Genomic DNA, 12,604 nt, shown 5'->3' on the forward strand with positions numbered 1-12,604 from the left:
CCTAAGTGTTTGTGTTTGTTTACATTTATATATTACAAATTATTGTAATCGAGCTAATACTTGCGCAACGATAGAATTTACGAGCGCATCTTTGTCTCCTGAGAGCTGGTCAGAAGTTGTTTCAGTAGTACTGCCAAACTCTTGGCGAATTTCTGCTAATCCTCTCACTCCATAAGCCACTCTTCTCAAGTTAAATAGATTTTCTACCCCAATATTATCTGAAGTCGAGCTTCCACCAACCGCGCCACAGCCTAAGGTTAAAGCTGGAACGATATTCGTTGAAGCACCAATCCCACCTAATGTTCCAGGTGTGTTAACTAATAAGCGTGAAACAGGTTTTCTTAAACCAAATTCACGAATCACTTCTTTATTTTCAGTGTGAATGCACATCGTATGGCCGGCTCCTTCACCTTGCAAAATTTCAATTGAAAGATCACAAGCTTCTTGCCAGTTTTCCACTGTATAAAAAGCCAAAATTGGTGCTAATTTTTCTCTTGAAAATGGATATTTAGGGCCGACATTGGTTTCCTCAGCAATAATCACTCGACGATCGGCTGGGATAGACAAACCAGTTAATGAAGCAATATGCTGGACAGAACGCCCAACAATTTGTGGGTTCATTGTCCCATTTGGTCGAAGAATAAATTTCGCTAATTTATCCGCTTCATCTGCTCCTAAGAAATAAGCCCCTTGTTTGATTAACTCTGCTTTAACCGCTTCACGAGTTACTTTTTCAACAATGATTGATTGTTCTGATGCACAAATCGTCCCATTGTCAAATGTTTTAGAATCCATAATGTCACGTACGGCACTTGGAATATTGGCACTACGCTCGATGTAAGCTGGACCATTCCCAGGACCCACACCAATTGCTGGCGTACCAGAAGAATACGCCGCTTTGACCATCGCATTCCCACCTGTTGCAAGAATCAAATTCGTATCATTACTTTTCATTAATTCACTGGTTGCTTGCATCGTTGGCGTCGTAATGACAGATACACACCCCTCTGGTGCTCCTGCTGAGATTGCTGCTTGCTGAATAATTCTGACTGTCTCAACAATTGATTTTAATGCGTTGGGATGTGGTGAAAAGACAATAGCATTTGCAGCCTTTAATGAAATCAAGGCTTTATAAATAACTGTTGAAGTTGGATTGGTTGAAGGGATTAGTCCAGCAACAACACCAACTGGTACAGCGATTTCTGTAACTTTTTTACTTGCATCTTCATTGATAACGCCAACTGTCTTCTTGTCTTTCATCTCATCATAAACAACCTTCGAAGCAAATGCGTTCTTAATGATTTTATCTTCATATAGCCCAAAGCCAGTTTCTTCATTCGCCATTTTTGCAAGTTTTTCGCGTTGAGCAAAGGTCGCTTCTGAAACAGCTTGAACAATTTTATCAATTTGTTGTTGTGAAAAAGTAGCTAATACTTGTTGTGCTACTTTCGCCTCTTTGAGTAAATATCTAGTTTCTTGGATGGAACGTAAGTCTTTATCTGCTAATTCCAATCACTTTCACTTCTTTCTATTTCAGCCATAATGGCATCTATTAACGATTGTTTGTTGGCAAATTTAATTTCGCCTTTTTTTAGTTCTGAAACATTCATTTTGTAGGCTTTCTTTCGTAAGTCGACAACCTTTTGACTTTTCAATTCAGATAAGAGCTGATCTGCTGATTCTTTTTTCCCTTCCCCTTTTACCTCAGAGCTAGTAATCACTGATTCTTTACTCTCTCTCTCTATGGCTAGTGAAGACTGCTCTTCCTCAACAGTTGTAGCTGTCATAGCAGTAACTGTTGAAGCATTCGCTTTTTCATCCATCTCAGGCTCTTCTTTTGATAAAATCAGTTCCGTTTGTTGATCAATTCGAGAAATCACATGTTGAGCAATTAGACAATCTAACTCTTTGGCAACCTCTGCGCCCACTTCAACTGCCGCATTAACTGCTGCCACATCGCCAAGAAGTTCAACAGTGGTTAACCCACCTTTGATGATTTCAGCTTTTAATAGCGTCACATCTGCTGCTTTTAACGCCGCATCTGCTACGCTAACTGCTCCTAAGAACCCACGAACTTCTATCATTCCTAATGCTTTCATTGTCTATACACGTCCTTAATATCCTAAAGGATTGTCGGCAATTGATTGCACCACTTGTTCAAACGCACTACAAGCTGCTTTACAAGCCGATTGACTGCCAGTTAATAATGCGCCACCAAAGTTTGTTTCTGATGGGGGGCCATAAAAAACACCCATTTGCACATCGGCTGCTTTCATGGCAGCATCAAGAGCAATCATCGCTTCTAGTGGTGGGGCAATCAGATAAGCAATTGCTTCGCCTTCTTTGATATTGGCTTGTTCAGATAAAAAGCTTCCTGTACGAGAAACAACATGAGCAAAATAGACGATACTATCCTCTTCATTTGCGCTATAAAAGCTAGCTTCTTCTTCAATCACTTGCGTAATTACTGATAATCCGCTATTCACTTCTGCTGGACTAGGACCCGCAATAATACCAATAACTTCTCCTGCAAGCTTGGTTGAAGCATTACCTGCGCCGCCGTACATGCTTTTTCCATATACAACCTTAACATCTGCTGCTTTTGTCGCTTCATCCAATGCCACATAAGTCACATCATCACAGTCAGATGTAACAATTCCTAAAGAACGTTGCTCCGGCTTTAATCCTAGCTCTTTTGCCAATGCAGGATCAACATTGGGAATCACCTTCATACTTAATACACTTGCTCCTAAGCGATCATTTTTCACTGAAGTTCCCTCCTATTCGGCTTCTTTTAATTCAATCCCAGATTTTTTCTTATCTAGCATCTTTTTAATGACTTCTGCAATATATGCTCCCGCTTCAACAGCTGGCGTTCCGCCTTTATGGATATTTGAAATCACTGTTCTTCTCGCTTCTGGCATGCCAACTGTTGGTCGATAAGCTATATAAGCGCTCATCGATTCGGCTGTAACTAATCCTGGACGTTCTCCTACTAACAGACAAACCACTTCTGCGTCGGTCACTTCGCCGATTTTATCCATCGCTGGTACACGACAATATTTCACGAAAACAACCTCGTTGAAATCTAACCCGTACATTTTTAATCCTTGTTTGATTGAAGGCAATACTTCTTTGATGTTGGCTTCAATAGCAGCAGAGCTTAAGCCATCTCCAACAACAATCTGAACCTTTGCTTTAGGTGTAGTGTTTTTTCGAATCACCTCCACCATTTCCTCATCAAATTGGCGACCATAGTCCGGACGAGTTAAATATTCGTCCTTACTTTGACAGATAGTCTGTGTTTCGACAAAGTTCATTTCTTTAACTAATTCTTCACTCACATCAGAGAAGACTGCATCTTGTGCTGCCGCATGGTCCGCTCTAAAACGTAGAGTAGATGAAGTTAAATAACGTGTACCCGCACGCCCCACACCTATCCGTGCAGGAGAATAAGCTTTGATTCTTAGCAGTCCCTCAGGATTTTCTGCATTTTTTAGCAATAACTGTTTACGTAAGTCGATAGCTGTAATGTCTGCAATCACGCCTTCTTCAATTTCACTAGACGCTGTTGGCTTAACTGACGTTGCCACAGAAGCACTTGACTGTCCATTTTTTGACGACGTTTCAGTCGACGTTTTTTGTTCATCCACCATATCACTCAAAATAGATGCAATCATTGATTTTAATTCTTTTTCGTTCATCTCTTGTTGTCACCTCTCTTATTTAATAAATACAGACGCATCGCCAGCACGACTTGTTAATTTTCCGTTTTCCATTAAGCCCATTTTTTCCATCCATTCTTCAAACTCTTTGATTGGACGTAGACCGAATGTTTCACGAATAGTCGCCGTTTCATGGAATCCAGTTGTTTGATAGTTCAACATCACATCATCTCCATGAGGAATGCCCATAATATACGTACAACCGGCTGTTGCTAATAGAATAGCCAAGTTTTCCATATCATTTTGGTCAGCTTTCATATGGTTGGTGTAGCACACATCACAGCCCATTGAAATCCCAGTTAATTTGCCCATAAAGTGATCTTCTAACCCTGCACGAATCACTTGTTTAGAGTCATATAAGTACTCAGGTCCAATAAACCCGACTACCGTATTGACAATATAAGGATCAAATTTCTTAGCCAAACCATAACAACGTGCTTCCATTGTGACTTGATCAGCACCGAAGTTGGCCTCAGATGAAAGTTCAGAACCTTGACCTGTTTCAAAATACATGACATTCGGTCCAGCTGCTTGACCACTACGTAATGCAAGGTCTTGCGCTTCTGCAAGCGTCTCAGCATTCAAACCAAACGCAGTATTTCCTTTTTCAGATCCTGCAATAGATTGGAACACAAGGCCTGTCGAAGCCCCTTGGCGCATCGCTTCCATCTGTGTTGTCACGTGAGCAAGAACACAGGTTTGAGTAGGAATATCCCAGTCACTACGGAATTCTTCAAATTTGTCTAAGATTCGTTTAACACTTTCTGTTGAATCATCTACCGGGTTCAATCCAATCAGCGCATCTCCTGCACCGTAAGACAAACCTTCCATGACAGAAGCCATAATCCCATCAACGTTGTCAGTTGGATGGTTCGGCTGCAAACGACTTGAGAAGGTTCCTTGTCTACCAATTGTCGTATTGGCTGTTTTTTCGATATGAATTTTTTTCGCACCAACAATCAAATCCATGTTCGACATTAGTTTACAAACAGCTGCAATCATTTCTGAAGTTAAGCCACGAGAAATTCGTTTGATATCAAAGTCAGTTGTTTGATCCGATAAAATAAATTCACGTAACTCTGCAACTGTCCAATGCTTGATAGATTCAAAAATTCGAATATTGACTTGATCGATGATAATTCGTGTTACTTCATCTTCGTCGTAATCGACCACTGGGTTGTTAAATAAGTCATTTAAAGTTAACTCAGCCAATACGACTTTTGCTGCTACTCGCTCTTCAGAGGAATTCGCTGCTACTCCAGCTAACTTATCACCTGATTTTTCTTCATTGGCTTTTGCCAAGACCTCTTTTACGGAAGAAAATTGATACGCTTTTCCAAATAAATTTGTCTTTAAAATCATGCCTTTTATCGCTCCTTTTAATTAAATACTAACGTTTTTACAATGACTGGTAATACCGCACCTTCTGCTACTGGCATTCCCAAATCAACATAATCACCATTTTCAACCTTGACTGAATCAATACAGATGAATGGATAATTAGCGGGCAGGTTGGCACTAATTGCATGTCCTAAAGCTTTCGCCATGTCCTCATCTACAATCACAATCACGGGAATGTTTGCCTGAACTAGTTCGTCAAGCCCTTTAACAATGCCTTTTCCATATCGTTGAATATCCGCAAAGCTTGGATTGCCTAATCCTTTAACCGCTAAAGCAATTTGTGGGGTTCCTTCTAAGCGATACCAATCTAATTTTTCATAAATTCGTTGCGCCATACCGTCAACTGATAAATTTTCATCATCCGTTGTCAATTTTAGGATAGGAATGTTTTTTACAGGTAAAATCTGTTCGCGATAAGCAATAGTACTACCACTGATTTCAGCTGTATGTGAACCCGCGCCCACGACGGTTGCTCGAATCGTCTCGATACTAGGTAGCACCTGCTTTTGTGCGAAAATCTGCGAGTTTTGAATGCTGCGGCCTAACAATAATCCGATATCACCATATTTAAATGGATTGTCATCTTGATTCGTTAGGCAATCAGCGACTCCACCAGAAAAAGTTACTGTTGGCAAAGTCTCTATCATACGTAAGCCGTGATTTGTCACGAGTAACTCATAGTAAGGACTTTTCTCACCAATATTGATGCTATTTTCTAAAACCTTCACTAGCTCCAAGATAATTGGTTCTAAACTCTTGGTACTTGCTTGGTCACCTTCTTTTATCAAAAGGTTTTTCCCTGCAATGATTTCCTTGATCTTTGGTGCGATATAGACAATTCGTTGATTCTCATCCACCTTAATCAGACGCCCACCAATATCAAAACAGGCGGTATCTGTTACTTCACCCTCCTTAAAAACAGCTAAGTTCGTGGTGCCTCCTCCAATATCCAAATTAACAACTGGTGCATTTTGGTGAACCGAATAGTCTTGTGCACCAGCTCCCTTTCCAGCAATGATGCTTTCCAAATCAGGCCCCGCTGTTGCAACAACAAAATCACCAGCATAACCGCTTAACGCTTGTAATACTTTGTTAGAGTTCGACTTACGTGCTGTCTCTCCAGTGATAATGACCGCGCCCATCTGGATATCTTGTTTTTGAATTCCAGCTTTTTGATATTGTTCGGAAACAAATCGTTTAATTGGTTCATCATCAATCTCTGTTTGACTCAGTAAAGGGGTAAACATGATATCACTTCGATAAACAACCTTTTTATCAGAGATAGTAATTCTTGGCACAGTAAAAGCTGAAGCAAAGTTCTCCACCGTCAGCTCAGCCAAAACAAGTTGAGTTGTTGATGTGCCCAAATCAATCCCGACAGTCAAAATTGTCTCTTTAGCCATGTATTTTCCTCCTTTCTTACTAAAACATCTCACTCAAATCACTAGCTACTGCTTATGATTGGCAGTCCTTTGATCTTCCCTCATAAAAAAACGCCTAAAGAAGCCATAGAAAATTTCTCTACTCTTCTTTAAGCGCCATTGCTTACTCAACGAACAACATCACTGGTGTTCTGTTCAAAATAGAAACAGGTTTTTGTTCCCTGTTTACTGGATTCAATTTTAATTTTACCTTTCAGCTTATCCTTGACATAACTTTTTACAATCATCAGACCTAAACTGTTTTCGTTTTTTTGCCGAACGTCATATCCATTGCCGTTGTCCGTAACCGTAATTGAAATCAACTTGTTCTCAATCGTACCTAAAACCTTTATCGAACCGGTTTGATTTGAAGCAAACGCATGATCAAAAATATTTTGTAGCAATTCATTAATCACTAACGAAATAGTAACCATTTGTTCACTCGATACCATAATCGATTCATCAACCTCAAGTGTCATATCAATTAAATCTGAGCTTTGGAACAAGTGGCGAAAATTATACATAACCGCTTCAATCGTTTGTCTTAACGCAACATCATCTTCGACTTGCTTTGACAGTAATTCATGAGTGGCGGCAATGGCCATAATTCGATTCACACTCTCTTTAAGAACTTTTTTTGCTTCAGAGCTTTGTGTCCGCCGTTCTTGAATCCGCAAAAGCGAAACAACCGATTGCAGATTATTTTTCACTCGGTGATGAATCTCACGAATCGCCACTGATTTGGAAATAATTTCTGCTTCTTTCGCTTTAAACTCTGTGTTGTCTTGGATAATAACCATCAGTCGAGATTCAGACTCTATCCAAACCTTACGAATTTTAAAGAAATAGCTTAGATAGGTTGTTTCATTTTCAACAATCTCATTCTCAAGAATTGTGGACTCCTCTTCAGTAAATGAGCCCTCCATTTTGTACTTCATTTGATATAAAACATATTCAAATGTTGTATAATCGACCGTCAAATTATCATAATGCATACCTATAATGTTGTCCCGATAACCTAGTTTGCGATAAAGTCTCTTGGCATTATGGTTGGTAATCAATAAATTACCATTTGCATCAAAAATCAGAACCGCTTCTTCTATCTGATCAATAAACAAAGCATCCATTTGCTTCGTTGACTTGACCACATCAGCAATCTCTCCATAATTGTGGAGTTCTTCTTTTTTTAAATCTGCTTTTATTTCCTCTTCAGCAGCCATCTCCACAATAATCACACCAATCGTTCGATGCTCATTTCGAATAGGATAAATATTTTGCTTAATTAAACAATTTTCTTGTGTCACCGCTAATAAACCAATACTATTTAAACTCGTCTGCATGGTTCTAAGAACACCAGGTTCATTCTTTAGCAATGCTTCCATTCCAACAACATCTTCATTATAAAGAGAGGGCATGGTCTGTGGTGGTTTATGATAAATAACAAGCGCTTGCTGAGATACTTCATTATACACATCAATGAAGACATCTGCGGATTGATAAAGTGTCGTTTCTGACAAGTAGGTTGCTGTTCGTCGAAGCTCTTTGATGTCTGCTTCGGACAAACTCGTATATTGTTGGCATAAAGCGTTTATTCGTTCCATTACTCTTCATCCATTACAATCAACTCAGCAATTTCACTCATACGTGCTCGTTTATTCATACTCAAGGTTCTCAACATTTGATAGGCATCTTCCTCAGAAATGTCATTCTCTTTTACTAGAATCCCTTTTGCTTTTTCAATCACTTTACGTTCTTCTAGTTTTAGATTCAACTTATCAATCTGATTTAATAGGGTTTTGGTTTGTTTGCCTCTTTCGATACTCATCTCAATTGTAGGTATTAATGATTTTTCATCCAAAGGTTTTACCAAATACCCTAATGCGCCAAGTTTTTTCGCTTTTTCTGTATTTCTAACATCACTATAGGCAGATAAAAACACGATGCTTCCTGCTAATTGGTCTTGCGCAATTTTTTTCCCTGCTTTTAACCCATCTAAGATTGGCATCTGTATATCCATCAACACCAAATCAGGCCGCGTTTTTTTGCAAACTTCAATTGCTTCAAAGCCATCTGCCGCTTCACCAACTACTTCATATCCTGCTTCTGTTACAATATCACGAATATCTAGTCTCGTAATAGGTTCATCGTCGACTATTACAATTCTTCCATCCATCTTTTCACGCCCTCGCCTTTCAAAACCTATGTTCTGGTTATGCTACAGGTGACAGAGAAATTCAAAATTTGTTGCAACCCATCTAAGACAGCTTGCAAAGCAGCTTCTACTGAACTAACATCACCAGAAATAACTACTGATCCAGAAAATCGGTCAATAAAACCAATCTTGATATCTCCACTCTTCGTTGCAATATCAACTGCGATAATTGCAGCTTCACTTGGAGTGATCGTAAGAATTCCTAATGCATTACTCGTTCCTTCAGGTAAGCCTAGCTTCGTATAAATTTCTTTGTTTGGACTAGCGATAATGTGCGCTAATGTCACTTGTTTTCCAGGAACATATTCTTGAATCATTCGTTGTTTTTCTTCCAACCAGACTCGCTCCCTTAATTTGGCAAATAAAAAATCCTCAATAAAAAACGCAAAAGATTAACTTTTCGCTTTCTACTAAGGAGCATCTTTGCTCTTAAATTTTGAAGCACGCCGTTGTGCTACGTCAATTATATGTTATCTCTCATAGACTGTCAATCGCAATCTTGATTGTTTATGAAATGGTTGCCAAAATTTTTAACACATCGTCTTGTGTAGGGACTCGAGGATTTGTTTTGGTACACCCATCAGAAAGTGCTGCTGTTGCAATAGCTTCTGCATGATTTTTGACCTCTTGACTACTTAAGCCATACTCGATAAAGGTACTCGGCATTTTAAGTTTGCTTCGTAATTGTTTGATTTGACGAATCAAGTTTTGAACGCCCAGGCGAGGATTCGTTGTCTGATTTTGCCCCAGACAATTAGCTAAGGCCATATAACGTTTCGCAGTTTCCGTTTGATGCGCTTGACCATTTTCCAAACCGCTATTAAAAGCCACCACTTCTGGTAATAAAATAGCATTCATTCGTCCATGAGGGACATGCAATCGAGCACCTGCCGCATGAGCAATTCCGTGATTTAATCCTAATGATGCCACATTGAATGCCATGCCAGCCATACAAGAGGCGATATGCATTTGTTCTCTTGCTTCTTTGTTCGACCCATCCACATACGCGATCTCCAAATAGTTAAAAACGATTTTTACTACTTTTTCACAAAGTGCATCAACGATTGGATTCGCATTTGTTGAAACATAAGCTTCAATCACGTGAGTCAACACATCCATACCTGTATCAGCCGTAATTTTTGGCGGAACGCTCATCACAAGACTAGTATCTAAAATAGCAATATCCGGCTGAATCTCATCTGTTACTAGTGGAATCTTTGTTTCCGTTTCAGCAATAGTGATGACTGAAAAGTTAGTCACTTCTGATCCGGTTCCACTTGTTGTTGGAATCGCAATAAATTGTTCAATGTCTAAGTTCATCGTTTTCTTCCCAAAAAACTTCATCGCTTTTGCTGCATCGATTGCTGAACCCCCACCAATGGCAACGATTGTGTTACCACCAAATTCAGCCATCTGTTTGATTCCTGAAACAATCTTGTCTACTGGTGGATCGGGAATGATATCACTGAAGATTTGAATCTCACTATCTTCTAAATGCGTGGTCACCTGATTAACTAGTCCTGACTCAACCATAAATGGATCCGTCACAATAAAGACTTTTTTTCCTTTAAGCACTGCAAGATTTGCTAGTGCATCTTCACCGACCCATAACTGAGTGGGAAAATGAATTTTTTCCATGTCCGTTCCTTCCTCCTCTAAATAAAATAAAGCTGTGCTACCAAAGAGTAAAGTAATCACTTCTTATAATCTATAAACGAAACGATTCTTTCAGCTACACAAATATAACCAAGTAGAAACAAGTCACTCGCAAGTTACTCCTTGCTGTTTATCCTCCATAATTCTTGGCTAACAAAAAACGCTTCAAATAAGCGAGCTGAGCTCGTTTATTTGAAGCGACTTTGCTTCTTTATGTATACTCCGTTGTACACGTAACTTTAGTCATAGACTACAACGTTCTAGATAAATTGTCAATAAAAAATGGGAATATAGCAGTACCTCATTGTACTTGAAATCTCTTTCTACCTTGAAAGACCAGCCCAAAATCCCCAATAGCACGCCATCGTGCATAAATATGGGATTAATACAAATATTTTTGGGCTGGATTTTCAACACAAGGTAGGTCAACAAACATCCTGTTTTGCCTCGAAACAGCATGCCCAATAATGAAAAATTGAAAAGACCTGACTTAAAAGCAGCATTGCTTTCTCACAGTGGCGGGACCGTGCCAGATTCTCACTGGCTTCCATTCAAACTCTTCATAAAATATTTGATTAATCTACTTGAAATGTATCACAATTTTTTTTTAAAAGCAACCCTATTCTAAATTGAGGTTGGAACAGAAGTGTTTAACTCCGAGAACCGGGTAGGTACTGTGCAACATCAACTCATGCTTCGTTGTGTTTTACAGCACCGATTAGGTACTGTGCAACATCAACTCATACTTCGTTGTGTTTTACAGCAATAAGAACCTTCAACTCTAGCATGTCCCATGCGTAGAAGTTGTTGAGAGCGGAACGCAGTCCTTCAATTCTTAAGGTGTTTCACCTTTAGAGATTGATGAGATCGGAGTCTTTTTGCGCAGTGCAGATGGAGTTGCTTCTGTACCCACTGTTTATTCGGATAAATAGAGACTCACTTATCCAAAAATAACCATTCATTAGACTAAGATTCTATTTTGAAGTGTCAGCATACACCTTACGATAGTCCTCAAAAAACAAAAAAATCATTCATAAACCTCTGTAACAACCTGCAACAGTCAATAGGACAAGTTTTTCATAAAAAAATTATACTCCCTCTTCTTTAATTTTATGGAAAACTTTTTCACTTCTCTCGTAGAACACGTCTGGTTGATTTTCTTGGACATTCAAGTATCTAGCCAGCGCGTAAAAATAATCTGAAAGCCGATTAACAAAGATTAACACTTCTTGATTTGTTTTCGCTGTCCAATTCAACCGAACAATACATCTCTCTGCACGCCGAGCAATGGTTCGTGCCACATGAACCACACTAGCACCCTTTGTTCCTCCTGGTAAAATAAAACGATCGATATCCGGAGATTGGGCCGTATAATAATCAATTCTTTCTTCTAACCATTTGATACTTTGAGCTTGAAGCTTCATAGGACGATTGGCTTCTAGCGGTGTCGCTAAATCTGTACCCGCATCAAATAAAAAATTTTGAATTACCTTTAACTCTTGTTGAACCTCCGTCTGTCCAACAGGAAGCTGTGTAATCACATAACCAACCCAAGAATTTAACTCATCCACTGTTCCATAGCTTTCTACACGATCTGAATCCTTTGAGACTTCGCTACTTCCGACAAGTCTAGTCATCCCTTTATCGCCTGTTTTCGTATAAATTTTCATTTGTCATCCTCCTCCAAATAGTCAATTAATTCTTTTACTCCCACTTTGTCAAAAGAAGATACCTCGAATATGCGAGTCGCACCTGCTTCTTTCAATTGGTTATAGACTCGTTGAATTTGTTTTTCATCTGTCGCTAAATCTGTTTTGGTAATGATTCCAATGATTATCTTCGGAAAAATCGTCCCAAATCCTGGTGAAAAAATTTGTTCTTGCTCAGTCACGCTTTGGACCAATCCAATCACCTGCGCTTCAGCAGCAGTTACATTGAGTGCATTATAGTACTGTCGATGTAAGATAAATTCCCCAGGTGTATCAATCATTTCGGCATGAAACTCAACTGCTTGCGTTTTATCATATGTCAAGTCTTTGCCTTGGAGTGCTTGGCATAAGGTCGTCTTTCCACAGCCAATTGCCCCCATAAAAATAATCCGCTTCATTCTTCTCTCCTCCAAAAAAAGCCTAAAGAAAGAGTCACTGCTCCATTCTTTAGGCCTCATTGCCACTATTTTATCGCACCTC

General features: G+C 39.3%; 12 protein-coding genes and 1 riboswitch. All 12 genes read right to left on the minus strand.

The genetic code is table 11. The features are described 5' to 3' along the window. Positions 1–39: 39 nt before the first annotated feature. On the minus strand, positions 40–1,512 hold the full coding sequence (locus tag IGI37_RS16170) for an acetaldehyde dehydrogenase (acetylating) (protein WP_438763089.1): 1,473 nt from the start codon (positions 1,510–1,512) through the stop codon (positions 40–42). Further along, positions 1,503–2,099 carry a BMC domain-containing protein gene (locus IGI37_RS16175; RefSeq protein WP_438763090.1) on the minus strand — a complete coding sequence of 199 codons (597 nt, stop codon included), beginning with the start codon at positions 2,097–2,099 and terminating at the stop codon, positions 1,503–1,505. Before IGI37_RS16175 ends, IGI37_RS16170 begins: the two co-directional genes overlap by 10 nt. A gap of 15 nt (positions 2,100–2,114) precedes the next feature. Next, positions 2,115–2,768, minus strand: a complete 654-nt coding sequence (eutL, locus tag IGI37_RS16180) for an ethanolamine utilization microcompartment protein EutL (RefSeq protein ID WP_438763091.1) — start codon at positions 2,766–2,768, stop codon at positions 2,115–2,117. Between the two features lie 12 nt (positions 2,769–2,780). After that, complete coding sequence (gene eutC / locus IGI37_RS16185) at positions 2,781–3,704, minus strand: ethanolamine ammonia-lyase subunit EutC (protein ID WP_438763092.1); 924 nt, start codon at positions 3,702–3,704, stop codon at positions 2,781–2,783. A gap of 18 nt (positions 3,705–3,722) precedes the next feature. Further along, on the minus strand, positions 3,723–5,087 hold the full coding sequence (locus IGI37_RS16190) for an ethanolamine ammonia-lyase subunit EutB (RefSeq protein WP_438763093.1): 1,365 nt from the start codon (positions 5,085–5,087) through the stop codon (positions 3,723–3,725). 17 nt (positions 5,088–5,104) lie between these two features. Next, entirely contained in the window at positions 5,105–6,529 is a 1,425-nt protein-coding gene (gene eutA / locus IGI37_RS16195; protein ID WP_438763094.1) for an ethanolamine ammonia-lyase reactivating factor EutA, read from the minus strand. Between the two features lie 146 nt (positions 6,530–6,675). After that, positions 6,676–8,148, minus strand: coding sequence for a sensor histidine kinase (locus tag IGI37_RS16200; protein ID WP_438763095.1), 1,473 nt, complete (start codon positions 8,146–8,148; stop codon positions 6,676–6,678). Beyond that, positions 8,148–8,720 carry an ANTAR domain-containing response regulator gene (locus IGI37_RS16205; protein WP_438763096.1) on the minus strand — a complete coding sequence of 191 codons (573 nt, stop codon included), beginning with the start codon at positions 8,718–8,720 and terminating at the stop codon, positions 8,148–8,150. Before IGI37_RS16205 ends, IGI37_RS16200 begins: the two co-directional genes overlap by 1 nt. 26 nt (positions 8,721–8,746) lie before the next feature. Then, positions 8,747–9,094, minus strand: a complete 348-nt coding sequence (gene eutS / locus IGI37_RS16210) for an ethanolamine utilization microcompartment protein EutS (RefSeq protein ID WP_438763097.1) — start codon at positions 9,092–9,094, stop codon at positions 8,747–8,749. Positions 9,095–9,266: 172 nt separating this feature from the next. Further along, complete coding sequence (locus IGI37_RS16215) at positions 9,267–10,397, minus strand: 1-propanol dehydrogenase PduQ (protein WP_438763098.1); 1,131 nt, start codon at positions 10,395–10,397, stop codon at positions 9,267–9,269. A gap of 445 nt (positions 10,398–10,842) precedes the next feature. Beyond that, a riboswitch (adenosylcobalamin (AdoCbl) riboswitch) is annotated at positions 10,843–10,992 on the minus strand. A gap of 511 nt (positions 10,993–11,503) precedes the next feature. After that, positions 11,504–12,085 carry a cob(I)yrinic acid a,c-diamide adenosyltransferase gene (locus tag IGI37_RS16220; RefSeq protein ID WP_438763099.1) on the minus strand — a complete coding sequence of 194 codons (582 nt, stop codon included), beginning with the start codon at positions 12,083–12,085 and terminating at the stop codon, positions 11,504–11,506. Next, on the minus strand, positions 12,082–12,522 hold the full coding sequence (locus IGI37_RS16225; protein ID WP_438763100.1) for a EutP/PduV family microcompartment system protein: 441 nt from the start codon (positions 12,520–12,522) through the stop codon (positions 12,082–12,084). Before IGI37_RS16225 ends, IGI37_RS16220 begins: the two co-directional genes overlap by 4 nt. Between the last annotated feature and the right edge of the window lie 82 nt (positions 12,523–12,604).

This window comes from Enterococcus sp. AZ194 (assembly GCF_051713825.1).
In the GTDB taxonomy this organism is placed as follows: domain Bacteria; phylum Bacillota; class Bacilli; order Lactobacillales; family Enterococcaceae; genus Enterococcus_K.

Bases quoted from the DNA above. Each gene is read 5' to 3' on its own strand.
- IGI37_RS16175 (WP_438763090.1), bottom strand. From the start codon at position 2,099: ATGAAAGCATTAGGAATGATAGAAGTTCGTGGGTTCTTAGGAGCAGTT.
- eutC (WP_438763092.1), bottom strand. From the start codon at position 3,704: ATGAACGAAAAAGAATTAAAATCAATGATTGCATCTATTTTGAGTGAT.
- IGI37_RS16190 (WP_438763093.1), bottom strand. From the start codon at position 5,087: ATGATTTTAAAGACAAATTTATTTGGAAAAGCGTATCAATTTTCTTCC.
- eutA (WP_438763094.1), bottom strand. From the start codon at position 6,529: ATGGCTAAAGAGACAATTTTGACTGTCGGGATTGATTTGGGCACATCA.
- IGI37_RS16200 (WP_438763095.1), bottom strand. From the start codon at position 8,148: ATGGAACGAATAAACGCTTTATGCCAACAATATACGAGTTTGTCCGAA.
- IGI37_RS16205 (WP_438763096.1), bottom strand. From the start codon at position 8,720: ATGGATGGAAGAATTGTAATAGTCGACGATGAACCTATTACGAGACTA.
- IGI37_RS16215 (WP_438763098.1), bottom strand. From the start codon at position 10,397: ATGGAAAAAATTCATTTTCCCACTCAGTTATGGGTCGGTGAAGATGCA.
- IGI37_RS16220 (WP_438763099.1), bottom strand. From the start codon at position 12,085: ATGAAAATTTATACGAAAACAGGCGATAAAGGGATGACTAGACTTGTC.
- IGI37_RS16225 (WP_438763100.1), bottom strand. From the start codon at position 12,522: ATGAAGCGGATTATTTTTATGGGGGCAATTGGCTGTGGAAAGACGACC.